We start from the raw sequence: 25,471 nt of genomic DNA on the forward strand, positions 1-25,471 counted from the left end.
GTGACGGCATAATAACAAACATCGATTCCGGCGAAAGCGCTCCTCCATGAATGTTGATCTGCACTGTCACAGCACGGCCTCCGACGGCGCCCTGTCGCCCACGGCACTGGTCGCCCGCGCCCACGAGCACGGGGTGCGCACGCTGGCGCTGACCGATCACGACACCCTCGAAGGGCTCCCCGAGGCGCGCCAGGCGTGTCTTGACCTGGGCATGCAATGGGTCAGCGGGGTGGAGCTGTCATGCACCTGGGGTGGGGCGACCATCCATGTGCTGGGTTACAACTTCCCCCTCGATGCGCCGCCCCTGCTGGAGGCCATCGAGCAATTGCACCGTGGTCGCTGGCTGCGCGCCGAGGATATCGCCAGGCGTCTGGCGGGCAAGGGCATGCCGGATGCGCTCGAGGGCGCGCGTGCCGTACAGCAGGAGCTGGGTGACAGTGGCAACGCCCCGGCGCGCCCGCACTTCGCCGAGTTCCTGGTGCGCGCCGGGCACGTCAAGGACCGCGGTGAGGCGTTCCGCAAATGGCTGGGTGCCGGCAAGCTGGGCGACGTCAAGCTGCATTGGCCGACGCTCGAGGAAACTGTCGGGACCCTTCGCCAGTCCAACGCTTGGGTGAGCCTGGCCCATCCCATGCACTACGAACTGACTCGCAGCAAGCGCAGACGCCTGATCGCCGACTATATTCAAGCGGGAGGGCAGGCGCTTGAAGTGGTCAATGGCATGATGCCGCCCGAGCAAGTGGGCACGATGTCCATCCTTACCCGTGAGTTCGGCCTGCTGGCAAGCGCTGGCAGTGACTTCCACGGCCCCGGCACCTGGGGCGAGATCGGTGCCTACCGGCCATTGCCCGAGGACCTGCCACCTCTGTGGCGCCGATTCAGCCATGAACAGCCTATGGCGGTATGAACAGGACGATTACGTGAGTCAATTCTTCCAGATTCATGCGGAGAACCCGCAAGCGCGCCTGATCAAGCAGGCCGTGGAGATCATCCGCAAGGGCGGGGTGGTGGTCTATCCGACCGATTCGGCATACGCCCTGGGTTGCCAGATCGGCGATAAGGCGGCGATCGAGCGGGTCCGGCGCCTGCGCGGCCTGAATAAAACGCACAATTTCACCTTGATGTGCTGCGACATGTCGCAGCTGGGGTTGTATGCCAAGGTCGATACCGGCACCTTCCGCCTGCTCAAGGCCCATATCCCCGGCCCTTACACCTTCATTCTCAACGGGACCCGCGAGGTGCCGCGCCTGTTGCTGCATGAAAAACGCCGTACCATCGGCCTGCGCGTGCCGGACCATGGCATCACCCTGGCGCTGCTCGCGGAACTGGGCGAGCCGTTGATGAGCGTCAGCCTGATCCTGCCCGGCGACGATGCGCCGATGACCGATCCCTACGAAATCCGCGAACGCTTGGAGCACCACGTCGATCTGGTCATCGATGGCGGCTTCGGCGATCTGAAGGCGTCTACCATCATCGACCTGTCCGGTGACGAGCCAAAGCTGATCCGCGAAGGCTGCGGCAACCCCACGCCCTTCCTGGTCAACGCGTGAGCCAGGTGCAGGCCCCCGAGGCGCCGCTGGTCGAGGCCGAGGCGCCGCAGCAACTGCAACTGGCGCTGGTCTATGGCGAAGCGCTGACCGAAATGCCGGTCGACCTGTACATCCCGCCGGATGCTCTGGAGGTCTTCCTCGAAGCCTTCGAGGGCCCGCTGGACCTGCTGCTGTACCTGATCCGCAAGCAGAACATCGACATCCTCGACATCCCGGTGGCGGAAATCACCCGGCAGTACATGGGCTACGTCGAGCTGATGAAGTCGGTGCGCCTGGAGCTGGCTGCCGAGTACCTGGTGATGGCCGCGATGCTCGCCGAGATCAAGTCGCGCATGCTGCTGCCGCGCTCCAGTGAAGTCGAGGAAGAAGAGGGCGATCCGCGCGCCGAACTGATCCGCCGTCTGCAGGAGTACGAGCGCTTCAAGGCTGCCGCCGAGGGCATCGACGAGCTGCCGAGGATCGGCCGCGAGGTGCTGGTGCCGCAGTTGGAGGCGCCGCAGGCCAGGGTCCGCAAGCTGCTGCCGGAAGTCGCGCTGGAGGAGATCCTGCTGTCCATGGCTGAGGTCATGCGTCGCAACGATCTGTTCGAAAGCCACCAGATCACCCGCGAGACCTTGTCGACCCGCGAGCGCATGAGCGAGGTGCTCGAGCGTCTGAAGGGCGGCGGCTTCGTACCCTTCATCGAGCTGTTCAGCGTCGAGGAGGGCAAGCTCGGCGTGGTGGTCACCTTCATGGCGATTCTCGAGCTGGTGAAGGAATCGCTGATCGAACTGGTGCAGAATGAGCCTTTCACCCCGATCCATGTCCGTGCCCGGGCCGAGTGACAGTTAAGAGCGCCGATGAACCTGAACGAACCCCGCGACCTGGCGTCGCTGATCGAGGCCTTTCTGCTGGCCTCTGGCAAGCCGCAGTCCCTGGAGCGCCTCTTCGAGTTGTTCGAGGAGGCAGAACGTCCGGCGCCGGCCGTGTTCAAGAAGGCCCTGGAGGTGCTCGGCAAGTCGTGCAATGGCCGCGCCTTCGAGCTCAAGGAAGTGGCCAGCGGCTACCGCTTGCAGATTCGCGAGGACTTCGCGCCCTGGGTCGGTCGCCTGTGGGAGGAGCGCCCGCAGCGCTATTCCCGTGCGCTGCTCGAAACCATGGCCTTGATCGCCTACCGCCAGCCGATCACTCGGGGCGAGATCGAGGACGTGCGCGGGGTGGCCGTCAACAGCAACATCATCAAGACCCTGATGGAGCGCGAGTGGATCCGCATCGTCGGCTACCGCGAGGTGCCGGGCCGTCCGGCGATGTTCGCCACCACCAAGGCGTTTCTCGATCATTTCAATCTCAAGAGCCTCGATGAGTTGCCGCCCCTGGCCGAACTGCGCGAGATGGAGCCAGAGCCTGTGCTCGACGACCTGGACGATGCGCCTGTGCCCGCGCACCTGCAGGCGTTGGCCGATGCCAGCCTGGGCGAGGATGAGCTGGAGGGCGAGGGTGAGCCGAAGGAGGAAACCAGCTTCCGCAGCCTGCTGGTGGAGCTGGATGCCATGGAAGAGGGGCTCAAGATCGACTTTGATGATTTACGCGAGGAAGAGGATGTGGTCGAGGACGAGGACAAGCCTTGATCTGCGCTGGCGTTTTGCGGGCTAACCGCCGAGCAGAAAAATTTCATCACCCCGATGCACCCGCCCCATGAACCGCGTACAATGCGCGCCCCCTTGGCGCATTCGCCGCCAAACCGCTTTCACTACACCGTACACCGGGAGGTGCCCAGATGAGTGACAAAGACCTGCAAGAAACCCAGATCACCCCGCCGTCCGGCGAAAAGCTGCAGAAAGTGCTGGCACGCATCGGCGTGGGTTCGCGCCGTGACGTCGAGGCCTGGATCAGCCAGGGTCGCATCAAGGTCAACGGCGTCGAGGCCACCCTTGGCCAGCGCGTCGACCTGCACGATGCCATCGCTGTCGACGGCAAGCTGATCAAGCGCGAGGAAGCCGCCGAGGCGACCCGCCGCGTCATCATGTACAACAAGCCAGACGGCGAGATCTGCACCCGTGACGACCCGGAAGGCCGTCCGACCGTGTTCGACCGCCTGCCGCGCCCGAAAGAAGGCCGCTGGATCAATATCGGTCGTCTCGATATCAACACCACGGGCTTGCTGCTGTTCACCACCGACGGTGAACTGGCCAACCGCCTGATGCACCCCTCCTACGAGATGGACCGCGAGTACGCGGTGCGTGTCCGTGGCGAGGTCGACGACGAGATGATCGAGCGCCTCAAGGCGGGCGTGATGCTCGAGGACGGCCCGGCCAAGTTCACCGATATCCAGAAGGCGCCGGGCGGTGAAGGCTTCAACCATTGGTACCATTGCGTGGTGATGGAAGGCCGCAACCGTGAGGTGCGTCGCCTGTGGGAGTCCCAGGGCATGGTGGTCAGCCGCCTGAAGCGCGTGCGTTTCGGCCCGGTGTTCCTCAACTCCGACCTGCCGATGGGCCGCTGGCGTGAAATGAGCCAGGGCGAGATCGACATCCTCGCTGCCGAAGTCGGGCTGCAGCCGGTGGCGCTGCCGACCCTCAACCTCAAGGCCAAGGACAAGCTCGAGCGTCTGCAGCGCAAGTCCACGCGCCCCATGGGTCGTGGCGAGCGCGTGCGTGACCTGCGCCCCGCCAAGGGCGCCGGCGAGCGTCAGCCACGCGCGGCCAGCGAGCGCCCGGCGCGTCCGGCACGTGAGGAAGCGCCGCGCAAGGGTAGCCGCGGCAGCGCCGTTGCCGAACGTCCTAGCGAGATGCGCAAGCGTCCTGCGCGTGCGGAAGGCGACAAACCAGCCGGCCGTGGTCGCGGTAAACCGCGTGGTTGATCGCATGCGGCGGTGAAAGGGCCAGCCTTCGGGCTGGCTTTTTTGTGCCTGGTCGAAAAGTGCGAGCCTTCAAGCTGCTGAACAGGAAGCGTTTTTCGTCATGCTGGAAAGTATTTGAACCATCTTGTAACGAAATTTATACGGAATCTGCCGGGATTACCGTTCGGTTTCCTGCCTTCCAGGCTGGTGTAAACAGATCTTGCCGCATGCCGCGCCGCAGAGCCTTCCATCGGCCATTCGCGCTATTGCCCAAAGCCCCGTCCCGCGCTGATATGACGGACATTGCCAAGTGCATCAGCCCACTCCTGCAGTCGGGCCTACACAACAACAAATGGAGGCGCCATGTACGCCGATCACTACGCCATTGATGGCCCTTGCCCCAGGACCGCTGCGTTTTTTCTCGAGGAAACGACGCAACGCGTTGACGCCTGCGCGCTCGCAGGGGTATACAATGCGCCGCGTTTTACCTGTGACCCCCTCGCGTACCACGCATTCTCGCCGACTCCCGGCTGATCCGCCCCAGGCTCCGTGCCAGGCGCGGCGCCAGGGTCCGGGAACCCAAGGTAACCACCTTGCCTCATTCCGCTGTGCCACGAGCGCGGCGGGTCCGATTCCGTCACAGATAAAAACAAGCAGGTGACTTCGTTCATGAGTGGACACAATTCGCAGCCGTCAGGCGAACTCAAGCGTGGCTTGAAGAACCGCCATATCCAGCTGATCGCCCTGGGGGGCGCCATCGGTACCGGCCTGTTCCTCGGCTCGGCCGGGGTGATGAAATCCGCCGGGCCCTCGATGATCCTTGGCTACGCCATCTGCGGCTTCATCGCCTTCATGATCATGCGCCAGCTCGGCGAGATGATCGTCGAAGAGCCCGTGGCCGGCTCCTTCAGCCACTTTGCCCACAAGTATTGGGGCGGCTTTGCCGGGTTCCTGTCGGGCTGGAACTGCTGGGTGCTTTACATCCTGGTGGGCATGTCGGAGTTGTCCGCCGTCGGCAAGTACGTCCACTACTGGTGGCCGGAAATCCCGACCTGGGTGACGGCGGCGGGCTTCTTCCTGCTGATCAACGCGATCAACCTGATGAACGTCAAGGTGTTCGGCGAGGCCGAGTTCTGGTTCGCGATCATCAAGGTGGCCGCCATCGTCGGCATGATCGCCCTGGGCGCGTACCTGCTCACCAGCGGCAGTGGCGGCCCGGACGCCTCGGTGGCCAACCTGTGGAGCCATGGTGGTTTCTTCCCCAATGGCGTGAGCGGATTGGTGATGGCGCTGGCGATCATCATGTTCTCCTTCGGTGGCCTGGAAATGCTCGGCTTCACCGCCGCCGAGGCCGACAAGCCCAAGACCGTGATCCCGAAGGCGATCAACCAGGTCATCTACCGCATCCTGATCTTCTACATCGGCGCCTTGGTTGTGCTGCTGTCGCTGACCCCGTGGGACAGCCTGGTGGCCAGCATCGATGCGTCGGGTGGTAGCTATGGCAGCAGCCCGTTCGTCCAGGTGTTCTCGCTGCTGGGCAGTGATGTCGCGGCGCATCTGCTGAACTTCGTGGTACTGACCGCGGCACTGTCGGTGTACAACAGCGGCACCTACTGCAATGCGCGCATGCTCTACGGCATGGCCGACCAGGGCGATGCCCCGGCGGGCCTGGCGAAGATCGACCGTCGTGGCGTGCCGGTGCGGGCGATCCTGGCGTCGGCAGCGTTCACCCTGATTGCCGTGCTGCTCAACTACTTCATGCCGCAGCATGCCCTGGAGTTGCTGATGTCGCTGGTGGTCGCGGCGCTGGTGATCAACTGGGCGATGATCAGCTACTCGCACCTCAAGTTCCGCCAGCACCTTGACCGTACCGGCCAGAAGCCGCTGTTCAAGGCGCTGTGGTACCCGTATGGCAACTACCTGTGCCTGGCCTTCGTAGTGCTGATCCTGGGCATCATGCTGCAGATCCCGGGGATCCAGATTTCGGTCTACGCGATTCCGGTGTGGCTGGTGGTGATGTATGTGTTCTATGTGATCAAGAGCAAGCGCATGGCGCAGGCCGGTACTGCGGCGGGTAGCGTGGCCAAGTAAGCCGGTAGCTTGATTCGGGAAACCCGGTGCCAGGGGCTGGTGCCGGGTTTTTTGTTGTCTGCTCGGGCCCTGTGGGAGCGGGCTTGCCCGCGAAAGCGCCCAACCAGGCAACCGCTAAATCTGCTCCAACAACCACCCGCGAAACGCCCTCAGCGAGGGCAGCGCCTCGTTGCGCGGCGGGTAGATCAGGTAATAGCTGCGCTGGCTGGCGAACGCCTCGCCCGGGCTGAACAGCTCGCCCTTGGCCAACTCCTCGGCCACCAGAATCCTCGGCACCAGGCCGATGCCGATCCCGGCGCGTACTGCCTGGATCAGGTGCGATGTCAGCTCGAAGCTCGGCCCCAGCCGCATGGCGCGGTGCGCCAGGCCGTGATGAGAAAACCATTCGCCCCAGGCATGCGGGTTGTTGGCGACATTGAGCAGCAACTCTTCGCTGATCCGTGCCGGCGTCCATGTGTCCGCTGCGCCCGCAGCCTGCGGCGGCAGGATCACCACCAGTTCCTCGGCATGCAATCGATGGCAGATCAGGCCGGGCAGGTCGTGGCTGGCCACGCCGATGGCGGCATCGATCTCGCTGGTGTCGAAGTTGATCGCCTCGATGCGTGAATGGATGTGCACCAGCATCCCGGGATGCGCGCTGTAGAACGCGTTCAGGCGCGGCAGCAGCCATTTCGAACCGAAGGTGGGCAGTGTCGCCAGTCGCAGGGTGCCGACCCCGGACTGATAGGCGAGGGCCTGCAGCGTGGCGCTGCGAATGCGCCCGAGGGCTTCGCTCAACTCGCGCTGGTACAGGCGCCCGACATCGGTCAATTGCACCTGGCGCCCCTCGCGGCGGAACAAGGTCAGGCCCAGTTGCTGCTCCAGCGCCTGGACCTGGCGGCTGACGGCGCTCTGGGTCAGTGACAGCTCGACGGCCGCGCGGGTGTAGCTTTCATGCCGGGCAGCGGCCTCGAACGCCAGCAGCAAGGACATCGATGGGGTCAGGTGGCGGTAATTCATTCATGAAACTCATCGATAGCGGCAGGATTATCCGTTTGCCCTCGGCTGGAAAGTACAGGAACATTGGCCTACTCGTCATCCGGCTCTGAGTTATTCATGCCGGCTGAGCAACAGAGCGTCGCCCGCCGGGTGATGCCAGACCGTGAACCTGCCCATACAAGAGGCCATCCTTCGATGATCGCCCAGTTGCCTGTCCGTGCGCCTGCCGCCGGCTACCCCGAATTCCTCGAAGCCCTGAGCGCCAGCGGCTTCCGTGGCCAGATCAGCGCCGACTACGGCACCCGTACGGTGCTGGCCACCGACAACTCGATCTATCAGCGCCTGCCCCAGGCGGCCGTCTTCCCGCTCGACGCTGACGACGTGGCACGCGTCGCCACGTTGATGGCCGAGCCGCGTTTTCGCCAGGTCAAACTGACCCCGCGCGGCGGTGGTACAGGGACCAACGGCCAGTCATTGACCGACGGCATCGTCGTCGACCTGTCGCGGCACATGAACACCATCCTCGAAATCAACACCCAGGAGCGTTGGGTGCGGGTGCAGGCCGGTGTGGTGAAGGATCAGCTCAACGCTGCGCTCAAGCCGCACGGGCTGTTCTTCGCCCCTGAGCTGTCGACCTCCAACCGCGCCACGGTCGGCGGCATGATCAATACCGATGCCAGCGGCCAGGGCAGTTGCACCTACGGCAAGACCCGTGACCATGTGCTCGAGCTGCACAGCGTGCTGCTCGGTGGTGAACGCCTGCACAGCCTGCCGATCGACGAGGCTGCGCTGGAGCAGGCCTGCGCCGCACCTGGCCGGGTCGGCGAGGTCTATCGCATGGCCCGCGAGATCCAGCAGACCCAAGGCGAGCTGATCGAGAACACCTTCCCCAAGCTAAACCGTTGCCTGACCGGTTACGACCTTGCGCACCTGCGCGACGAAGAGGGCCGCTTCAACCTCAACAGCGTGCTGTGCGGCGCCGAAGGCTCATTGGGCTACGTGGTCGAGGCCAAGCTCAATGTGCTGCCGATCCCGAAATACGCGGTGTTGGTCAACGTGCGTTACACCAGCTTCATGGACGCCCTGCGCGACGCCAATGCGTTGATGGCGCACAAGCCACTGTCGATCGAGACCGTCGACTCCAAGGTACTGATGCTGGCGATGAAGGATATCGTCTGGCACAGCGTCGCCGAGTACTTCCCCGCCGACGCCGAGCGCCCGACCCTGGGTATCAACCTGGTCGAGTTCTGTGGCGACGAGCCGGCTGAGGTCAATGCCCGTGTCGAGGCGTTCGTCGAACACCTGCGCAGCGATACCAGCGTCGAGCGGTTGGGCCACACCCTCGCCGAGGGCGCCGAGGCCGTGACGCGCGTCTACACCATGCGCAAGCGTTCGGTCGGTTTGCTCGGCAACGTCGAAGGCGAGGTGCGGCCGCAGCCGTTCGTGGAAGATACCGCGGTACCGCCGGAGCAGTTGGCCGACTACATCGCCGAATTCCGAGCGCTGCTCGATGGCCATGGCCTGGCCTACGGCATGTTCGGTCACGTCGATGCCGGCGTGCTGCACGTGCGCCCGGCGCTGGACATGAAAGACCCCGCCCAGGCGGCGTTGGTCAAGCCGATCTCCGATGCGGTGGCGGCGCTGACCAAGCGCTATGGTGGTTTGCTCTGGGGCGAGCATGGCAAAGGGTTGCGTTCGGAATACGTGCCGGAGTACTTCGGTGAGCTGTATCCGGCCCTGCAGCGGCTCAAGGGTGCATTCGACCCGTACAACCAGCTCAATCCGGGCAAGATCTGCACGCCGCCAGACAGCGCCGAGGGCCTGACGCCGGTCGATGGTGTCACCCTGCGTGGCGACCTGGACCGTAACATCGACGAGCGCGTGTGGCAGAGCTTCGGCAGCGCCGTGCACTGCAACGGCAACGGCGCTTGCTACAACTATGACCCCAACGACGCCATGTGCCCGTCGTGGAAGGCCACCCGCGAGCGCCGCCATTCACCCAAGGGGCGCGCTTCGCTGATCCGTGAATGGCTGCGCCTGCAGGGCGAGGCCAACATCGATGTGCTGGCCTCGGCGCAGCGCAAGGCGTCGTGGATCAAGGGCCTGCCCAAGCGCCTGGGCAACCTGCGGGCCCAGCGTCAGGGCCAGGAGGACTTCTCCCACGAGGTGTACGACGCCATGGCCGGCTGCCTGGCGTGCAAGTCGTGCGCGGGGCAGTGCCCGATCAAGGTCAACGTACCGGACTTCCGTTCACGCTTCCTCGAGCTCTACCACGGTCGCTACCAGCGCCCGCTGCGTGATTATCTGATCGGCTCGCTGGAGTTCACCATTCCGTACCTGGCCCATGTGCCGGGCGTGTATAACGCGGTGATGGGGTCGAAGTGGGTCAGCCGTCTGCTGGCTGACAAGGTCGGGATGGTCGACAGCCCACTGATCAGCCGCTTCAATTTCCAGTCCACCCTGACCCGCTGCCGTGTGGGTGTGGCCAGTGTGCCCGCCCTGCGCGAGCTGACCCCGGCCCAGCGCGAGCGCAGCATCGTGCTGGTGCAGGACGCTTTCACGCGGTACTTCGAGACGCCGCTGCTGGCTTCGTTCATCGAGCTGGCCCACCGGCTGGGCTACAAGGTGTTCCTGGCGCCCTACAGCGCCAACGGCAAGCCGCTGCACGTGCAGGGCTTCCTCGGCGCCTTCGCCAAGGCGGCGATTCGCAATGGCCGGCAGCTCAAGGTCCTGGCGGATTGCGGTGTGCAGCTGGTGGGGCTGGACCCGGCGATGACCCTGGTCTATCGCCAGGAATACCAGAAGGTCGAAGGCCTGGAAGGCTGTCCGACGGTGTTGTTGCCGCAGGAATGGCTGATGGAGGCGCTGCCCGAACAGGCCGCAGGGCAGGGCGGCAGCTTCCGCCTGATGGCGCACTGCACCGAGAAGACCAACGTCCCGGCCAGCACCCGGCAGTGGGAGCAGGTCTTCGCGCGGATGGGGCTGAAGCTTTCCACCGAGGCCACCGGATGTTGCGGGATGTCCGGGACCTACGGGCACGAGGCACGCAACCAGCAGGCTTCGAAGACCATCTTCGAGCAGTCGTGGGCGACCAAGCTGGACAAGGAGGGTGAGGCGTTGGCAACCGGTTATTCGTGCCGCAGCCAGGTCAAGCGCATGACCGAGAAGCAGCTGCGCCATCCGCTGGAGGTGGTGTTGCAGTACGTGGTGCGCTGATCTCGCGGCCTCTTCGCGGGCAAGTCCGTGAAGAGGCCAGCGCAACCTTCAGCCGTGCTGCTCCCGTCCGAGCCGTGCCTGGCGGTACAGGTACAGGCTCAATACCAGCCCGCACATCGCCGCCCCGGCGGCAAACAGGAAGATCGACCTGAAGCCGAACCCTGAGGCCACCGCGCCCACCAGTGGCCCGGTGATCCCCAGCGACAGGTCGATGAACAGCGAATAGGCGCCGACCGCCGCGCCACGGTTGGCTGCCGACACCTGGTTCACCGCTTCCACCCCCAGTGCCGGGAACACCAGCGAGAAGCCGAAGCCGCTCAAGGCCGCGCCCACCAAGGCCAGCTGGGCGTTGGGTGCCAGCCACAGCATCAACAGCCCCAGGGTTTCCACCGACAGGCAGGCGATGGCCACGCGAAAACCGCCGATGCGGTTGATCAGGTTGCCGAACAGCAGGCGTGCGCAGATGAAGCTGGCGCCGAACAGGCTCAGGGTCAGCGCCGCATCTGGCCAGTTGCGGCTGGCGTAGTAGAGGGTGATGAAGGTCGCGATGGTGCCGAAGCCGATCGAGCCCAGCGCCAGCCCCGAACCATGCGGGAACACCTTGCCCAGCACCTGCAGGAAGGGCAGGCGCTTGCCCGCCACCACCGGCGCGGCCTGCTTGGGCCAGGCCAGTGCCAGGCCAAGAACGCCCAGCAGAATGATGCTCACACCCATGCTCCACAGCCCCAGGCCTTTGACCATCAGCACCCCCAGCGGTGCGCCGACGGCCAGCGCACCATAGCTGGCGATGCCATTCCAGGAGATGACCTTGGCGGTGTGTTCGGCGCCGACGCGGCCGATGCCCCAGCCGATCGAACCCGAGCCCACGAGGCTTTCCGCGCTGCCCAGTACCAGGCGCCCGATGAGCAGGCAGGTGAGGCTCAGCCAGGGCAGGTGGGTGAGGAAGCTGCAGGCCAGCATGAACACCCCGCTCAGGCCGCAGCCGAACAGGCCCCACATTACCGCCTTCTTGCTACCGAGGTTGTCGATGATACGGCTGGCGGTCGGGCGGCTGAGCAGGGTTGCCAGGTACTGCACGCTGATGACCAGGCCTGCGAGCACGGCGCTGAAACCCAGGTCGTTGTGCACATAGCTGGGCAGTACGGCAAGGGGGATGCCGATGTTCAGGTAGCCGATGAAGGTGAAGAGAACGATGGAGACGACTTGCAGGGTGACCGCAAGAGGGCGCGGTGAGTCGGGCATGGGGGCCTTCGAGGTTCTGGACTGTGTGAAAACGCGATGACGGGGGGTAGCCGCAGGTCAGCCGTTTTCACACGGTCGGTGGGGATGCGCGGTTATTCCTGATCGGCGCTGGATTGATCGTCACCTTCCTGCGAAGCAGGTGCCGGCTCGGCGGCGTGGGCGGTAACGGTTTGCTCTTCGGGGTTCAGGCTTGGGAAGGGAAGATTCGGGATTTCATGCATCTCGTCGTTCCTCGCAAGTGTGAGTGAAAAGGCGGCGCGTAGCGCAGTGGAAGCTTTTGCAAAGCCGGGGCAGGATACAGCAGTCTGGATGACAGTTTATAAATTTTCCTGTTCGCCGGTCGATTTGCGGGCGAATAGCGGACGATGTTCGCTTGGGTTCTGCCGGGAGTGCATTCGCGCCGAACCGCTGCGGACGGTTCGGCGCGATCTGCCGGGCGTTACTTGCGCCCTTCAGCCGTCTCTGCCACCTTGTCGGTGCGTGCGCACATGATGAAATCGTTGCGGTGCAGCCCCTTGATCGAGTGGCTCCACCAGGTCACGGTGACCTTGCCCCACTCGGTGAGCAGGCCAGGGTGATGGCCCTCGGCTTCGGCGATTTCGCCGACGGCGTTGGTGAACGCCAGGGCGTGCTTGAAGTTCTTGAACAGGAACACGCGCTCCAGTTCCATGTGACCGTCGCGCACTTCAACGCTCCAGTCCGGGATCTCGCGGATCAATTCGGCCAGCTCTTCGTCGCTGACCTTCGGGGCGTCGGCGCGGCAGGCTTCGCAGTGGGCTTGGTTCAAGGCATTCATGGAGGTTTTCCGCTTTCGAGTTGTTGTCGGTAAGGCGGCTCATGCCGCCTTGGGTGGGAATTTCGGCGCGTGCAGACCCAGCTGCATGGCGTGCTGGACCATGCCCATGATGTCTTCGTGGGCCAGGTCGAACAGGCGTTTCATGTTCGGCAGGACAAAGTACACCGGCTGCAGGATATCGATCCGGTAGGGCGTACGCATGGCTTCGATCGGGTCGAACACCTGGTGCTCGGGCTCGCTGGACAGGCTGTAGACGGTCTCTTTCGGTGACGAGAGGATGCCGCCGCCATAGATCTTGCGGCCCTGGGCGGTTTCCATCAGGCCGAACTCGATGGTCATCCAGTACAGGCGCGCCAGGTACACCCGTTGTTCCTTGGTGGCTGCCAGGCCGAGCTTGCCATAAGTGTGGGTGAATTCGGCGAACCAGGGGTTGGTCAGCAGGGGGCAGTGGCCGAAGATCTCGTGGAAGATGTCCGGTTCCTGCAGGTAGTCCAGCTCCTCCGGGGTGCGGATGAAGGTGGCGACCGGGAAACGCTTGCTGGCCAGCAGTTCGAAGAAGGTCTGGAAGGGGATCAGCGCCGGCACGCGGGCGACCTGCCAGCCTGTGGTGGCGCCCAGTACCTTGTTGACTTCGCCCAGTTGCGGGATGCGGTCATGGGGCAGCTTGAGCTGGTCGATACCGTCCAGGTATTCCTGGCACGCGCGGCCCTCGATCACTTTCAGTTGGCGGGTGATCAGAGTGTTCCACACGGCGTGCTCTTGCTGCGGGTAGTCGATAAAACCCTGCGCATCGGGCTCGCGGGCCACGTATTGCGTCTGTTTCATGGAGCTCTCCTGGTGAGGGCTTTCTTGTTATGGGTGGGGCGTGCCCTAGGAATAGCCCTCCGGCGGCGGTTTTGCACTGGCCTAACTGACAGGGAAGAAGCAGGAGGTAGAGTGTTTCTGTAACGATAATTTTACAATTTTAGGGTTATCCCGGAAAATCAAGGGAATCACGCTGATAGCCAAGGTATTTCTGTCAGCTTATCTTTACGAATTTTCTGCGCACCGATGAAAAAGTCGGCTGCCTCGGGGCCTTCCATGCGTATCAAAGTCCATTGCCAGAACCGCATCGGCATCCTGCGCGACATCCTCAACCTGTTGGTGGAGTACGGCATCAACGTGTTGCGTGGCGAGGTCGGCGGCGACCATGGCAACGCCATCTACCTGCACTGCCCAAACCTGATCAACCTGCAGTTCCAGGCCTTGCGTCCGAAATTCGAGGCCATCGCCGGGGTGTTCGGGGTCAAGCGCGTCGGCCTGATGCCCAGCGAGCGGCGGCACATGGAGCTCAATGCGTTGCTCGGGGCGCTGGAGTTTCCGGTGTTGTCGGTCGACATGGGAGGCAGCATCGTCGCAGCCAACCGTGCTGCAGCCCATTTGCTCGGGGTGCGCGTCGATGAGGTGCCGGGGCTGCCGCTGGCGCGCTATGTCGAGGATTTCGACCTGCCGGAGCTGGTCCGGGCCAACAAATCGCGGATCAACGGATTGCGCATCAAGGTCAAGGGTGACGTGTTCCTGGCCGATATCGCGCCCTTGCAGTCCGAACATGACGACAGCGAAGCCCTGGCCGGCGCGGTGCTGACCTTGCACCGCGCCGATCGCATCGGCGAGCGCATCTACAACGTGCGCAAGCAGGAGCTGCGTGGTTTCGACAGCATCTTCCAGAGTTCACGGGTGATGGCCTCGGTAGTGCGCGAGGCGCGGCGCATGGCGCCGCTGGATGCGCCGCTGCTGATCGAGGGGGAAACCGGCACCGGCAAGGAGTTGCTGGCCCGTGCCTGTCACCTGGCCAGCCCGCGTGGCCAGGCGCCACTGATGGCACTCAACTGCGCAGGGTTGCCGGAGTCGATGGCCGAGACCGAGCTGTTCGGCTATGGCCCTGGTGCGTTCGAGGGGGCGCGGGCCGAGGGCAAGCTGGGGTTGCTGGAGTTGACCGCGGGCGGCACGCTGTTTCTGGACGGGGTGGGGGAGATGAGCCCGCGCTTGCAGGTGAAGTTGCTGCGCTTTCTGCAGGACGGCTGTTTTCGTCGGGTCGGCAGCGATGAGGAGGTCTATCTCGATGTGCGAGTGATCTGCGCCACCCAGGTCGATTTGTCGGAGCTGTGCGCGCGGGGCGAATTCCGCCAAGACCTCTATCACCGGCTCAACGTGCTGTCGTTGCACATTCCGCCACTGCGTGAGTGCATGGATGGGCTGGAGGGGCTGGCGCAGCACTTCCTCGACCAGGCCAGTCGGCAGATCGGCTGTGCGTTGCCACGTCTGGCGCCGGCGGCGATGGACAAGTTGAGTCAATATCACTGGCCGGGCAATGTCCGGCAACTGGAAAACGTATTGTTCCAGGCCGTGTCGTTATGCGAGGGCGGCGTGGTCAAGGGCGAACATATACGTTTGCCGGATTATGGTGCGCGACAACCCCTGGGTGAGTTTTCGCTGGAAGGGGAACTTGCGCAAATCGTCGGGCGCTTTGAAAAAGCGGTGTTGGAAAGTTTGATGGCGGAGTTTCCAACTAGTCGGGCACTGGGGAAAAGACTGGGTGTTTCCCATACCACGATTGCCAACAAGTTGCGGGAGTATTCGTTGGGCAAGTCGGTGGATTGAAGAAGGTCCGGGTAAAGAATATTTAATCGACGGTGTTGTTTTCGCGGGCAAGCCCGCTCCCACAGAAGTATCGAGATCGGCCGAAGGGAGCGGGCCTTGGCGTTAGCCGTTGGAGCAACCGTTGCCCATCACGCGGTATTCGAGAATGTGCTTCTGGCCCTTGGAGTCTTCGTAGGTCATGCGCGCCGGCACCACTTCACAGACATTCGGGACTTCGCTCATGGACAGCACCTTGGCAATGTCCAGGTGTTGCGAATAACTGTACTGTTCAACCGGAATCTGCTCGGCGTTCGTTGCAACATCATCGGCCATTGCCGCGCTGCAAACACTGCCAAGTACCAATACCAGTAACGCTTTCATTTTCAATTTACCTGTCTAAGGTCGTGAGGGGGCACGCGGCACTTGTGGTGCCGCGAGTACATCCAGAGTCTTACTGTCGAATTAGAGCGGGATTAACGTGCCTTCGTGGGGGCTGTTACAAGAAGTTAATCGCCTTGCCGTTGCTGGCGAGGTGAATTCTAGGAGTGCACCTTGAATTGAAAAAGACCCGGTTTTGATAAAGTTTTTCGGGCTTTTGACAGAATCGGTAACAATCATCGGTACGAACGTACCGGATTCTTCAGTGATGGCCTTATGCACCGCATGCTAGAGCGCCTCGATGAAATTTCGCCGTGGCGCATGCTGTTCGTTACTACCAACGTCGAATGGTCATGGCCGCTCTGGTACAGTTAAAACCGTCTCATACAAAAACAACTATTACACCGAGGTAACACAGATGAGTGCGGCTCCACTGTATCCCGTTCGTCCCGAGGTTGCGGCAAACACCCTGACCGACGAGACCACCTACAAGGCCATGTACCAGCAGTCGGTGATCAACCCGGACGGCTTCTGGCGTGAGCAGGCCCAGCGCCTGGACTGGATCAAGCCCTTCACCAAGGTCAAGCAGACCTCGTTCGACGACCACCATGTCGATATCAAGTGGTTCGCCGACGGCACTCTGAACGTTTCCTACAACTGCCTGGACCGCCACCTCGCAGAGCGCGGCGACCAGCTGGCGATCATCTGGGAAGGCGATGACCCTTCCGAACACCGCAACATCACCTACCGCGAGCTGCACGAGCAGGTCTGCAAGTTCGCCAACGCCCTGCGTGGCCAGGACGTACACCGTGGTGATGTGGTCACCATCTACATGCCGATGATCCCGGAAGCCGTGGTGGCGATGCTGGCCTGTGCCCGTATTGGTGCTATCCACTCCGTGGTGTTTGGTGGTTTCTCTCCCGAAGCCCTGGCCGGGCGCATCATCGACTGCAAGTCCAAGGTCGTCATCACCGCCGACGAGGGGCTGCGTGGTGGCCGCCGCACGCCACTCAAGGCCAACGTTGACCTGGCGCTGACCAATCCGGAAACCAACAGCGTGCAGAAGATCATCGTGTGCAAGCGCACCGGTGGTGACATCGCCTGGCACCAGCACCGCGACATCTGGTACGAAGACCTGATGAAGGTCGCCTCCAGCCATTGCGCGCCCAAGGAGATGGGGGCCGAGGAAGCACTGTTCATCCTCTATACCTCCGGTTCCACCGGCAAGCCCAAGGGCGTGCTGCACACCACGGGTGGCTATCTGGTCTATGCCGCGCTCACTCACGAGCGCGTATTCGACTACCGCCAGGGCGAGGTCTACTGGTGCACCGCCGACGTGGGCTGGGTCACCGGTCACAGCTATATCGTCTATGGCCCGCTGGCCAATGGCGCGACCACACTGCTGTTCGAGGGTGTGCCGAACTACCCGGACATCACCCGCGTGTCGAAGATCGTCGACAAGCACAAGGTCAACATCCTCTACACCGCGCCGACTGCCATCCGCGCGATGATGGCCGAAGGTCAGGCGGCGGTCGCCGGTGCCGATGGCTCGAGCCTGCGCCTGCTGGGTTCGGTGGGCGAGCCGATCAACCCTGAAGCCTGGAACTGGTACTACAAGACCGTCGGCAAGGAGCGCTGCCCGATCGTCGACACCTGGTGGCAGACCGAGACCGGCGGCATCCTGATCAGCCCGCTGCCGGGCGCCACCGGCCTCAAGCCGGGCTCGGCGACCCGTCCGTTCTTCGGTGTGGTGCCGGCACTGGTGGACAACCTGGGCAACCTGATCGATGGCGCGGCCGAGGGCAACCTGGTGATCCTCGATTCCTGGCCGGGGCAGTCGCGTTCGCTGTATGGCGATCACGACCGCTTCGTCGACACCTACTTCAAGACCTTCCGTGGCATGTATTTCACCGGTGACGGTGCGCGTCGCGACGAAGATGGCTACTACTGGATCACTGGTCGGGTAGACGATGTGCTCAACGTTTCCGGCCACCGCATGGGGACTGCCGAGATCGAGAGCGCGATGGTCGCCCATTCGAAGGTTGCCGAAGCCGCGGTGGTGGGTGTGCCGCACGACATCAAGGGGCAGGGCATCTATGTCTACGTCACCCTCAATGCAGGCGAGGAGTCCAGCGAGCAATTGCGCCTCGAGCTGAAGAACTGGGTGCGCAAGGAAATCGGCCCGATCGCCTCGCCGGATGTCATCCAGTGGGCGCCGGGCTTGCCCAAGACCCGCTCGGGCAAGATCATGCGGCGTATCCTGCGCAAGATCGCCACGGGTGAGTACGATGCGCTGGGGGATATCTCCACCCTGGCCGACCCGGGTGTGGTGCAGCACCTGATCGACACGCACAAGGCCATGAGCCTGGCGACGGCGTGATGACTCTCGCGGGGTAAACCCACAGCCTCTGCTCAAGCAAACCCCGCCGTATACCGGCGGGGTTTTTGCATTCTGTTACCCGACATTCATCGGTAACCCGCTGCTGTCACCGTGATTGCACTGAAACGGGGCCAGAGGAAACATTTCTGTGCCTTCGGAGTGCGTTCTTGTAGCCATTTCTTGCAGCCTTGCACCCTGCACTTGCCGGATTACAAGGCTTTGCCAATAATAGGCCCGCTTATTGCTTCGTCTAAAGGTTGTTTTCCTTTTGCGCTTGCATGTTTCGCAAGAGCTGTCAATATCGCCGCCCGCAGCTTCAGGCGCTTCTGTACGTAGTTGTCGCTTTGAAGAAATATCGACTACCGGGCTGTCGTTAAAATGCCACTCACTCGCTCGTGGTCTGCGACCTTGGTCGAACCCTGCGCGGCTCGCGTTGTACTCATTCGCATATCCGGCAATCGTGTCCCTGCCGGGTATTGCCCCGTACCGATGGAGTTACCTGATGAAGAAGCTTGCACTGCTTGGCGCCCTGGCGCTGTCTGTGTTTTCCCTGGTCTCGCAGGCCGACGAGAAGCCGTTGAAGATCGGTATCGAAGCCGCCTACCCACCCTTCGCCTTCAAGCAGCCTGATGGCAGCATCGCTGGTTTCGACTACGACATCGGCAACGCCCTGTGCGAAGAGATGAAAGCCAAGTGCACCTGGGTCGAGCAGGAGTTCGATGGCCTGATCCCGGCGCTGAAAGTGCGCAAGATCGACGCCATCCTGTCGTCGATGTCGATCACCGATGATCGCAAGAAGTCCGTCGACTTCACCAAGCGCTACTACCTCACCCCAGCGCGCCTGGTAATGAAGGAAGGTATCACCGTCAGCGACAGCCTCGACGAGCTCAAGGGCAAGAAGATCGGCGTGCAGCGCGGCTCTATCCACGACCGTTTCGCCAAGGAAGTGCTGGCACCCAAGGGCGCCACTGTCGTGCCTTACGGCACCCAGAACGAAATCTACCTGGATGTCGCCGCAGGTCGCCTCGATGGCACTGTGGCCGATGCTACCCTGCTCGAAGACGGCTTCCTGAAAACCGACGCCGGCAAGGGCTTTGCCTTCGTCGGTCCGTCCTTCACCGACGTGAAGTACTTCGGTGACGGCGTCGGCATTGCCGTGCGCAAGGGCGACAAGGCCAACGCCGATCGCATCAACGCTGCCATCGACGCCATCCGCGCCAATGGCAAGTACAAGCAGATCGAGGCCAAGTACTTCAACTTCGACATCTACGGCCCCGAGTCGAACTAAATCGTCGAGTTTCACCTGTGCAATGGTGCAAACAGCAGAATCTCTGAGGTTTGCACCATTTTTCATTCCCAAGTCCTGAGGAATCCCAATCATGTTGAAAGGCTACGGGGCAGTCATCCTCGAGGGGGCGTGGCTGACGTTGCAGCTCGCCCTGTCGTCGATGGCCCTGGCCATCGTTCTCGGCCTGATCGGCGTGGCCTTGCGGCTGTCGCCGGTGCGCTGGCTGGCCTGGCTGGGCGACCTGTACTCCACGGTGATCCGTGGCATTCCGGACCTGGTGCTCATCCTGCTGATCTTCTACGGCGGCCAGGACATCATCAACCGGGTCGCACCACTGGTCGGCTACGATGACTACATCGACCTGAACCCGATGATCGCCGGCATCGGCACACTGGGCTTCATCTTTGGCGCGTATCTGTCGGAAACCTTCCGCGGCGCCTTCCTCGGCATTCCCAAGGGGCAGGCCGAAGCTGGTGCGGCCTATGGCATGAGCAGCCGGCAGGTCTTCTTCCGCATCATGGTGCCGCAAATGATCCGCCTGGCCATTCCGGGCTTTACCAACAACTGGCTGGTGCTGACCAAGGCCACTGCGCTGATTTCCGTGGTCGGCCTGCAGGACATGATGTTCAAGGCCAAGCAGGCGGCGGATGCCACCCGCGAACCCTTCACCTTCTTCCTGGCGGTGGCGGCGCTGTACCTGGTGCTGACCAGCGTCTCGCTGCTGGCGTTGAAGTATCTCGAGAAGCGCTACTCGGTGGGCGTAAAGGCGGCTGAACTATGATCTTCGACTACAACGTCATCTGGGAGGCCATGCCGCTGTACATCGGCGGTTTGCTGACCACCCTCAAGCTGCTGGCGCTGTCGCTGTTCTTCGGCCTGCTGGCGGCCATCCCGCTGGGGTTGATGCGGGTGTCGAAGCAGCCGCTGGTGAACATGACCGCATGGCTCTACACCTACGTGATCCGCGGCACGCCGATGCTGGTGCAACTGTTCCTGATCTACTATGGCCTGGCCCAGTTCGAGGCGGTGCGCGAGAGCATCTTCTGGCCGTGGCTGTCGAGTGCGACCTTCTGCGCCTGCCTGGCGTTCGCCATCAACACCAGCGCCTACACCGCCGAAATCATTGCCGGCAGCCTCAAGGCCACGCCCCATGGCGAGATCGAGGCGGCCAAGGCCATGGGCATGTCGCGCTTCAAGATGTACCGCCGCATCCTGTTGCCTTCGGCCCTGCGCCGGGCGCTGCCGCAGTACAGCAACGAAGTGATCATGATGCTGCAGACCACCAGCCTGGCGTCGATCGTCACCCTGATCGACATCACCGGTGCTGCGCGCACGGTCAACGCCCAGTACTACCTGCCTTTCGAGGCCTACATCACGGCGGGCGTGTTCTACCTGTGCCTGACCTTCATCCTCGTGCGCCTGTTCAAGATGGCCGAACGTCGCTGGCTCAGCTACCTGGCGCCGCGCAAGCACTGACCGCTCTGTGAGAATCGACAGCATGTACAAACTCCAAGTCCAAGACCTGCACAAGCGCTACGGCAGCCACGAGGTGCTCAAGGGCGTCTCGCTCGAAGCCAAGGCAGGCGATGTGATCAGCATCATCGGCTCGAGCGGTTCGGGCAAATCCACCTTCCTGCGTTGCATCAACCTGCTCGAACAGCCGCATGCCGGCAAGATCCTTCTCAACAACGAGGAGCTCAAGCTGGTCGCCGGCAAGGACGGCGCGCTCAAGGCCGCCGACCCCAGGCAACTGCAGCGCATGCGCTCGCGCCTGTCGATGGTGTTCCAGCATTTCAACCTGTGGGCGCACATGACCGCACTCGAGAACATCATCGAGGCGCCGGTGCATGTGCTGGGCATGAGCAAGAAGGAGGCGCTGGAAAAGGCCGAGCACTACCTGGCCAAGGTGGGTGTGGCGCATCGCAAGGATGCTTTCCCCGGGCACATGTCCGGTGGTGAGCAGCAGCGCGTGGCGATCGCTCGCGCCCTGGCCATGGAGCCCGAGGTGATGCTGTTCGACGAGCCGACCTCGGCGCTTGATCCTGAACTGGTGGGCGATGTGCTCAAGGTCATGCAGTCGCTGGCCCAGGAAGGCCGCACCATGGTGGTGGTCACCCACGAGATGGGCTTTGCCCGCGAGGTGTCCAACCAGCTGGTGTTCCTGCACAAGGGGGTGGTCGAGGAGCGGGGCAATCCGCGTGAGGTGTTGGTCAATCCGCAATCCGAGCGTCTCAAGCAGTTTCTCTCCGGCAGCCTGAAGTAAAGGCTGCATTCCTGCACCAGAATAGGGCATGCTGCGCAGCGAGCGCGGCATGACCCGTGCCTCACTCGACTTCAGGTTTCGGACCTAGCCTATGACCACCCAGCGAATCGGATTTCTTATCTGGCCCGGCACCAAGCCGCTGACCCTGGCCCTGGCCGAGGAAGTGCTGCAGGTGGCCCAGCGGGTGCATCCTGATGTGGTTTACGAGCTGGCGTACCTGCAGGCCGAGCCAGCCGAGGAGGGCGCCTGGCGCTTGCCGGGCGAGCCCTGGAACGGGCGCCTGGAGGGCCTCCAGAAGCTCCTGCTGCTTGCTGACGAGCCGCCGCTGGCGGTGGGTTCGGCGCTGTCGGCGGCGCTCAAGCACCTGGCCCGCAGTGGCTGCATGATCGGTGGGTTGTCGGCGGGCGTGTACCCGCTGGCCTTGCTGGGCCTGCTCGATGGTTACCGGGCTGCGGTGCACTGGCGCTGGCAGGATGACTTTGCGGAGCGTTTCCCCAAGGTCATCGCCACCAGTCATCTGTTCGACTGGGATCGCGATCGTCTGACCGCCTGTGGCGGCATGGCGGTGACCGACCTGCTGCTGGCGGTGCTGGCCCGTGACCATGGCGCGGAGCTGGCCGGGGCGGTGTCCGAGGAGCTGGTGGTCGAGCGCATTCGCGAAGGTGGTGAGCGTCAACGTATTCCGTTGCAGAATCGCCTGGGCTCCAGCCACCCCAAGCTGACCCAGGCCGTGCTGTTGATGGAGGCCAACATCGAGGAGCCGCTGACCACCGACGAGATCGCCCAGCATGTCTGTGTCTCGCGCCGGCAGTTGGAGCGGATCTTCAAGCAGTACCTCAATCGCGTGCCCAGCCAGTACTACCTGGAGCTGCGGTTGAACAAGGCGCGGCAGATGCTGATGCAGACCAGCAAGTCGATCATCCAGATCGGCTTGTCGTGCGGGTTCTCCTCCGGGCCGCATTTCTCCAGCGCTTACCGCAACTTCTTCGGCGCCACGCCGCGGGAAGACCGCAACCAGCGGCGCAGCAGCAGCCCGTTCGAGTTGAGTTCGGCGCCGGCCGAGCGCGGGTGAGGTCGGGGCGAGTCCGCTCCCATAGCTGCCCCGCTGATTCTGAGTTCGGCGGGGTAGCTTTGGGAGCGGGCTGATCCCGCGATAGGGCCGCCGTGGGCGCCTCCCTCTCCTGTGAACACCCGTTCTCTCAATTTCCCCGCCCCTCTCCCCGCCACCCCGCCCGCCCGTTACACTGCGCGATTGCGACACTGTTTGTCGCATTGCCGAAAACCCAGGTAAAACAGGGTTTGGCGCTGTAACAAGTTGTCGCCTGGCAGCAAGGACAGGCGCCGATCAGTCCTTACAATCCCCCCATCGCTCGCCACTTTCAGGCCAGCGTTCCTCTTCAGGAGACTCAGATGTCCGTTGAGCAAGCCCCGGTGCAACGTGCCGATTTCGACCAGGTCATGGTTCCCAACTACTCCCCGGCGGCCTTCATTCCTGTTCGAGGCGAGGGCTCCCGCGTCTGGGACCAGTCGGGCCGCGAGCTCATCGACTTCGCCGGCGGCATCGCGGTGAACGCCCTGGGTCATTGCCACCCGGCGCTGGTCAAGGCACTGACCGAACAGGCCAACACCCTGTGGCATGTGTCCAACGTCTTCACCAACGAGCCGGCCCTGCGCCTGGCCCACAAGCTGGTCGACGCCACCTTTGCCGACCGTGCCTTCTTCTGCAACTCCGGCGCGGAAGCCAACGAGGCCGCCTTCAAGCTCGCCCGGCGCGTCGCTCATGACCGCTTCGGCCCGGAAAAGCACGAAATCATCGCCACCGTGAACAGCTTCCACGGTCGCACCCTGTTCACCGTCAGCGTCGGCGGCCAGCCCAAGTACTCCGACGGTTTCGGGCCGAAGATCACCGGCATCAGCCATGTCCCGTACAACGACCTGGAAGCGCTGAAGGCACAGATCTCCGACAAGACCTGCGCCGTGGTGATCGAGCCGATCCAGGGCGAGAGCGGCGTGGTTCCGGCCGACAAGGCCTACCTGGAAGGCGCGCGCAAACTGTGCGACGAGCACAACGCCCTGCTGATCTTCGATGAAGTGCAGACCGGCGTCGGCCGTACCGGTTCGCTGTACGCCTACCAGCACTACGGCGTGACCCCGGATATCCTGACCAGCGCCAAGAGCCTGGGCGGCGGCTTCCCGATCGGTGCCATGCTGACCACCACCGAGCTGGCCAAACACCTGGCCGTTGGCACCCACGGCACCACCTATGGCGGCAACCCGCTGGGCTGCGCCGTCGCCTGTGCGGTGCTGGACGTGATCAACACCCCTGAGACGCTGGCAGGCATCAAGACCAAGCACGCGCGTTTCAAGACCCGCCTGGAAAAGATCGGCCAGGACACCGGTCTGTTCACCCAGGTGCGTGGCGTCGGCCTGCTGATCGGCTGTGTGCTGAGCGAGGCCTGGAAGGGCAAGGCCAAGGACATCCTCAATGCCGCCGAGAAAGAAGGCGTGATGGTGCTGCAGGCCGGTCCTGACGTCGTGCGCTTCGCGCCGAGCCTGGTGGTCGAGGACGCTGACATCGACGAGGGCCTGGACCGCTTCGAGCGCGCTGTGGCCAAGCTGACCCAGGGCTGATCGCCCTGCGGTCCCATCGCCGGGGCGGATCGTACTGCGCCGGCGATACCTGAATTCCAGTGCGGGTGCCTGCTTGTGCAAGCAAGGGTGTGCCCGCCGTTCTTCCGTGCCGACCGGGTCGGCCCGTATTCCAAAGGAGTGACACCATGCTGGTGATGCGCCCCGCGCAAATGGCGGATCTGAATGAAGTGCAGCGCATGGCTGCCGACAGCCCCATTGGTGTCACCTCGCTGCCCGATGACGCGGGCCGCCTGGGCGACAAGATCGCCGCCTCGGAAACCTCCTTCGCCGCCGAGGTGAGCTTCAACGGAGAGGAGAGCTATTTCTTCGTGCTTGAAGACAGCACCTCCGGCAAGCTCGCCGGCTGTTCGGCCATCGTCGCCTCGGCCGGCTATTCCGAGCCGTTCTACAGCTTTCGCAACGAAACCTTCGTGCACGCCTCGCGCGAGCTGAAGATCCACAACAAGATCCATGTCCTGTCGCTGTGCCACGACCTGACCGGCAACAGCCTGCTGACCAGCTTCTACGTATTGCCCGAACTGGTGAACAGCGGCTGGGCCGAGCTCAATTCGCGCGGTCGCCTGCTGTTCATGGCCTCGCATCCCGAGCGTTTTGCCGACTCGGTGGTGACCGAGATCGTCGGCTACAGCGACGATCAGGGCGAGTCGCCGTTCTGGGACGCCATCGGGCGCAACTTCTTCGACCTCAACTACGCCGACGCCGAGCGCCTGTGCGGGCTGAAGAGCCGGACCTTCCTCGCCGAGCTGATGCCGCACTACCCGATCTATGTGCCCCTGCTGCACGACGAAGCCCAGGAAGCCATGGGCCAGGTGCACCCGCGCGCGCAGATCACCTTCGACATCCTGATGCGCGAGGGCTTCGAGACCGAGCACTACATCGACATCTTCGACGGTGGTCCGACCCTGCATGCGCGCACCTCGGCGATCCGCTCGATTGCCCAGAGCCGCGTGGCGCCGGTCAGGCTTGACGATACGCCAGTCAAAGGCGGCCGCCCCTATCTGGTGTGCAACGGCCAGTTGCAGGACTACCGCGCCGTGCTGCTGGAGCTGGACTGGGTGCCGGGCAAGCCGGTGGCACTGAGCAATGAAGCTGCCGACGCCCTGGGCGTCGGTGAAGGTGGCAGCGTCCGTCTGGTTGCCGCCTGAGCCTGCGCGAAGCTGGCAAGCGCGATTCGCGGCAGGCAGAGGCCGCCGCACAAGG

Annotated in this window: 22 protein-coding genes; 16 read left to right on the forward strand and 6 right to left on the reverse strand. The window is 63.2% G+C overall.

Annotated features, from left to right (window positions below; translation table 11 throughout):
• Positions 1-46: 46 nt before the first annotated feature.
• The 6 genes from ACPZMI_RS07940 (at position 47) to ACPZMI_RS07965 (ending at position 6,459) form a co-directional block, all read left to right on the forward strand.
• Positions 47-907 (forward strand): PHP domain-containing protein, encoded by an 861-nt coding sequence (locus ACPZMI_RS07940; protein ID WP_186666505.1) that lies wholly within the window; start codon positions 47-49, stop codon positions 905-907.
• A 13-nt stretch (positions 908-920) separates the two neighbouring features.
• Positions 921-1,550: an L-threonylcarbamoyladenylate synthase gene (locus ACPZMI_RS07945; protein WP_426352006.1), complete on the forward strand. Its 630-nt coding sequence runs from the start codon at positions 921-923 to the stop codon at positions 1,548-1,550.
• Positions 1,551-1,675: 125 nt separating this feature from the next.
• Positions 1,676-2,374 (forward strand): segregation and condensation protein A, encoded by a 699-nt coding sequence (locus tag ACPZMI_RS07950; RefSeq protein WP_186666677.1) that lies wholly within the window; start codon positions 1,676-1,678, stop codon positions 2,372-2,374.
• A gap of 15 nt (positions 2,375-2,389) precedes the next feature.
• Positions 2,390-3,157, forward strand: coding sequence for an SMC-Scp complex subunit ScpB (scpB, locus tag ACPZMI_RS07955; RefSeq protein WP_186719089.1), 768 nt, complete (start codon positions 2,390-2,392; stop codon positions 3,155-3,157).
• A 149-nt stretch (positions 3,158-3,306) separates the two neighbouring features.
• The gene (gene rluB / locus ACPZMI_RS07960) at positions 3,307-4,389 is read left to right on the forward strand and encodes a 23S rRNA pseudouridine(2605) synthase RluB (RefSeq protein WP_426352007.1); all 1,083 of its coding nucleotides are present in this window, start codon (positions 3,307-3,309) and stop codon (positions 4,387-4,389) included.
• Positions 4,390-5,037: 648 nt separating this feature from the next.
• Positions 5,038-6,459, forward strand: coding sequence for an amino acid permease (locus tag ACPZMI_RS07965; RefSeq protein ID WP_186666500.1), 1,422 nt, complete (start codon positions 5,038-5,040; stop codon positions 6,457-6,459).
• 114 nt (positions 6,460-6,573) lie between these two features.
• Here ACPZMI_RS07965 and ACPZMI_RS07970 read toward each other — a convergent pair whose 3' ends face one another.
• Positions 6,574-7,458, reverse strand: a complete 885-nt coding sequence (locus tag ACPZMI_RS07970) for a LysR substrate-binding domain-containing protein (protein WP_186666499.1) — start codon at positions 7,456-7,458, stop codon at positions 6,574-6,576.
• A 174-nt stretch (positions 7,459-7,632) separates the two neighbouring features.
• On the opposite strand from ACPZMI_RS07970, the gene ydiJ reads away from it, so the two are divergent.
• The gene (gene ydiJ / locus ACPZMI_RS07975) at positions 7,633-10,653 is read left to right on the forward strand and encodes a D-2-hydroxyglutarate dehydrogenase YdiJ (RefSeq protein WP_426352014.1); all 3,021 of its coding nucleotides are present in this window, start codon (positions 7,633-7,635) and stop codon (positions 10,651-10,653) included.
• A 48-nt stretch (positions 10,654-10,701) separates the two neighbouring features.
• Here the strand turns inward: ydiJ and ACPZMI_RS07980 are convergent, their stop codons facing one another.
• The 4 genes from ACPZMI_RS07980 to phhA all read right to left on the reverse strand — a co-directional run bounded on the left by ACPZMI_RS07980 (position 10,702) and on the right by phhA (position 13,516).
• The gene (locus tag ACPZMI_RS07980) at positions 10,702-11,895 is read right to left on the reverse strand and encodes an MFS transporter (RefSeq protein ID WP_426352008.1); all 1,194 of its coding nucleotides are present in this window, start codon (positions 11,893-11,895) and stop codon (positions 10,702-10,704) included.
• Positions 11,896-11,987: 92 nt separating this feature from the next.
• A complete protein-coding gene (locus tag ACPZMI_RS07985) occupies positions 11,988-12,116 on the reverse strand; it encodes a hypothetical protein (RefSeq protein WP_256093873.1) in 129 nt (42 codons plus the stop codon).
• Between the two features lie 218 nt (positions 12,117-12,334).
• On the reverse strand, positions 12,335-12,691 hold the full coding sequence (locus tag ACPZMI_RS07990; protein WP_186666497.1) for a 4a-hydroxytetrahydrobiopterin dehydratase: 357 nt from the start codon (positions 12,689-12,691) through the stop codon (positions 12,335-12,337).
• Between the two features lie 39 nt (positions 12,692-12,730).
• Positions 12,731-13,516 carry a phenylalanine 4-monooxygenase gene (gene phhA, locus ACPZMI_RS07995; protein ID WP_186710978.1) on the reverse strand — a complete coding sequence of 262 codons (786 nt, stop codon included), beginning with the start codon at positions 13,514-13,516 and terminating at the stop codon, positions 12,731-12,733.
• A gap of 255 nt (positions 13,517-13,771) precedes the next feature.
• Here phhA and ACPZMI_RS08000 point away from each other — a divergent pair, with 255 nt between their 5' ends.
• Positions 13,772-15,331 carry a sigma-54-dependent transcriptional regulator gene (locus ACPZMI_RS08000; RefSeq protein WP_186666494.1) on the forward strand — a complete coding sequence of 520 codons (1,560 nt, stop codon included), beginning with the start codon at positions 13,772-13,774 and terminating at the stop codon, positions 15,329-15,331.
• Positions 15,332-15,433: 102 nt separating this feature from the next.
• Here ACPZMI_RS08000 and ACPZMI_RS08005 read toward each other — a convergent pair whose 3' ends face one another.
• The gene (locus tag ACPZMI_RS08005) at positions 15,434-15,691 is read right to left on the reverse strand and encodes a DUF2790 domain-containing protein (protein ID WP_054891937.1); all 258 of its coding nucleotides are present in this window, start codon (positions 15,689-15,691) and stop codon (positions 15,434-15,436) included.
• Between the two features lie 415 nt (positions 15,692-16,106).
• Here ACPZMI_RS08005 and acs point away from each other — a divergent pair, with 415 nt between their 5' ends.
• From acs to aruF, 8 genes are all read left to right on the forward strand, one after another.
• Positions 16,107-18,068 carry an acetate--CoA ligase gene (gene acs, locus ACPZMI_RS08010; RefSeq protein WP_426352009.1) on the forward strand — a complete coding sequence of 654 codons (1,962 nt, stop codon included), beginning with the start codon at positions 16,107-16,109 and terminating at the stop codon, positions 18,066-18,068.
• A 502-nt stretch (positions 18,069-18,570) separates the two neighbouring features.
• Positions 18,571-19,356: an ABC transporter substrate-binding protein gene (locus ACPZMI_RS08015; protein WP_186666488.1), complete on the forward strand. Its 786-nt coding sequence runs from the start codon at positions 18,571-18,573 to the stop codon at positions 19,354-19,356.
• Positions 19,357-19,447: 91 nt separating this feature from the next.
• Positions 19,448-20,137 carry an ABC transporter permease gene (locus tag ACPZMI_RS08020; RefSeq protein WP_054891934.1) on the forward strand — a complete coding sequence of 230 codons (690 nt, stop codon included), beginning with the start codon at positions 19,448-19,450 and terminating at the stop codon, positions 20,135-20,137.
• The gene (locus ACPZMI_RS08025; RefSeq protein WP_186666486.1) at positions 20,134-20,832 is read left to right on the forward strand and encodes an ABC transporter permease; all 699 of its coding nucleotides are present in this window, start codon (positions 20,134-20,136) and stop codon (positions 20,830-20,832) included. The genes ACPZMI_RS08020 and ACPZMI_RS08025 overlap by 4 nt, the downstream gene beginning before the upstream one ends.
• A gap of 22 nt (positions 20,833-20,854) precedes the next feature.
• Positions 20,855-21,619, forward strand: a complete 765-nt coding sequence (locus ACPZMI_RS08030) for an ABC transporter ATP-binding protein (protein WP_186666484.1) — start codon at positions 20,855-20,857, stop codon at positions 21,617-21,619.
• A 91-nt stretch (positions 21,620-21,710) separates the two neighbouring features.
• A complete protein-coding gene (gene argR, locus ACPZMI_RS08035) occupies positions 21,711-22,691 on the forward strand; it encodes a transcriptional regulator ArgR (protein WP_426352010.1) in 981 nt (326 codons plus the stop codon).
• Between the two features lie 338 nt (positions 22,692-23,029).
• Positions 23,030-24,250 (forward strand): aspartate aminotransferase family protein, encoded by a 1,221-nt coding sequence (locus tag ACPZMI_RS08040; RefSeq protein ID WP_186710980.1) that lies wholly within the window; start codon positions 23,030-23,032, stop codon positions 24,248-24,250.
• 146 nt (positions 24,251-24,396) lie between these two features.
• A complete protein-coding gene (aruF, locus tag ACPZMI_RS08045; RefSeq protein ID WP_186666478.1) occupies positions 24,397-25,416 on the forward strand; it encodes an arginine/ornithine succinyltransferase subunit alpha in 1,020 nt (339 codons plus the stop codon).
• The last annotated feature ends 55 nt before the right edge of the window (positions 25,417-25,471 follow it).

Origin of the sequence: Pseudomonas wayambapalatensis (genome assembly GCF_049942315.1) — a bacterium.
Taxonomy (GTDB): domain Bacteria; phylum Pseudomonadota; class Gammaproteobacteria; order Pseudomonadales; family Pseudomonadaceae; genus Aquipseudomonas; species Aquipseudomonas wayambapalatensis.

What these genes read in the sequence shown, in the direction of transcription:
- ACPZMI_RS07940 (WP_186666505.1), top strand. Translation starts at nt 47, where the DNA reads ATGAATGTTGATCTGCACTGTCACAGCACGGCCTCCGACGGCGCCCTG.
- scpB (WP_186719089.1), top strand. Translation starts at nt 2,390, where the DNA reads ATGAACCTGAACGAACCCCGCGACCTGGCGTCGCTGATCGAGGCCTTT.
- rluB (WP_426352007.1), top strand. Translation starts at nt 3,307, where the DNA reads ATGAGTGACAAAGACCTGCAAGAAACCCAGATCACCCCGCCGTCCGGC.
- ACPZMI_RS07965 (WP_186666500.1), top strand. Translation starts at nt 5,038, where the DNA reads ATGAGTGGACACAATTCGCAGCCGTCAGGCGAACTCAAGCGTGGCTTG.
- ACPZMI_RS07970 (WP_186666499.1), bottom strand. Translation starts at nt 7,458, where the DNA reads ATGAATTACCGCCACCTGACCCCATCGATGTCCTTGCTGCTGGCGTTC.
- ydiJ (WP_426352014.1), top strand. Translation starts at nt 7,633, where the DNA reads ATGATCGCCCAGTTGCCTGTCCGTGCGCCTGCCGCCGGCTACCCCGAA.
- ACPZMI_RS07980 (WP_426352008.1), bottom strand. Translation starts at nt 11,895, where the DNA reads ATGCCCGACTCACCGCGCCCTCTTGCGGTCACCCTGCAAGTCGTCTCC.
- ACPZMI_RS07985 (WP_256093873.1), bottom strand. Translation starts at nt 12,116, where the DNA reads ATGCATGAAATCCCGAATCTTCCCTTCCCAAGCCTGAACCCCGAAGAG.
- ACPZMI_RS07990 (WP_186666497.1), bottom strand. Translation starts at nt 12,691, where the DNA reads ATGAATGCCTTGAACCAAGCCCACTGCGAAGCCTGCCGCGCCGACGCC.
- phhA (WP_186710978.1), bottom strand. Translation starts at nt 13,516, where the DNA reads ATGAAACAGACGCAATACGTGGCCCGCGAGCCCGATGCGCAGGGTTTT.
- ACPZMI_RS08000 (WP_186666494.1), top strand. Translation starts at nt 13,772, where the DNA reads ATGCGTATCAAAGTCCATTGCCAGAACCGCATCGGCATCCTGCGCGAC.
- ACPZMI_RS08005 (WP_054891937.1), bottom strand. Translation starts at nt 15,691, where the DNA reads ATGAAAGCGTTACTGGTATTGGTACTTGGCAGTGTTTGCAGCGCGGCA.
- acs (WP_426352009.1), top strand. Translation starts at nt 16,107, where the DNA reads ATGAGTGCGGCTCCACTGTATCCCGTTCGTCCCGAGGTTGCGGCAAAC.
- ACPZMI_RS08015 (WP_186666488.1), top strand. Translation starts at nt 18,571, where the DNA reads ATGAAGAAGCTTGCACTGCTTGGCGCCCTGGCGCTGTCTGTGTTTTCC.
- ACPZMI_RS08020 (WP_054891934.1), top strand. Translation starts at nt 19,448, where the DNA reads ATGTTGAAAGGCTACGGGGCAGTCATCCTCGAGGGGGCGTGGCTGACG.
- ACPZMI_RS08025 (WP_186666486.1), top strand. Translation starts at nt 20,134, where the DNA reads ATGATCTTCGACTACAACGTCATCTGGGAGGCCATGCCGCTGTACATC.
- ACPZMI_RS08030 (WP_186666484.1), top strand. Translation starts at nt 20,855, where the DNA reads ATGTACAAACTCCAAGTCCAAGACCTGCACAAGCGCTACGGCAGCCAC.
- argR (WP_426352010.1), top strand. Translation starts at nt 21,711, where the DNA reads ATGACCACCCAGCGAATCGGATTTCTTATCTGGCCCGGCACCAAGCCG.
- ACPZMI_RS08040 (WP_186710980.1), top strand. Translation starts at nt 23,030, where the DNA reads ATGTCCGTTGAGCAAGCCCCGGTGCAACGTGCCGATTTCGACCAGGTC.
- aruF (WP_186666478.1), top strand. Translation starts at nt 24,397, where the DNA reads ATGCTGGTGATGCGCCCCGCGCAAATGGCGGATCTGAATGAAGTGCAG.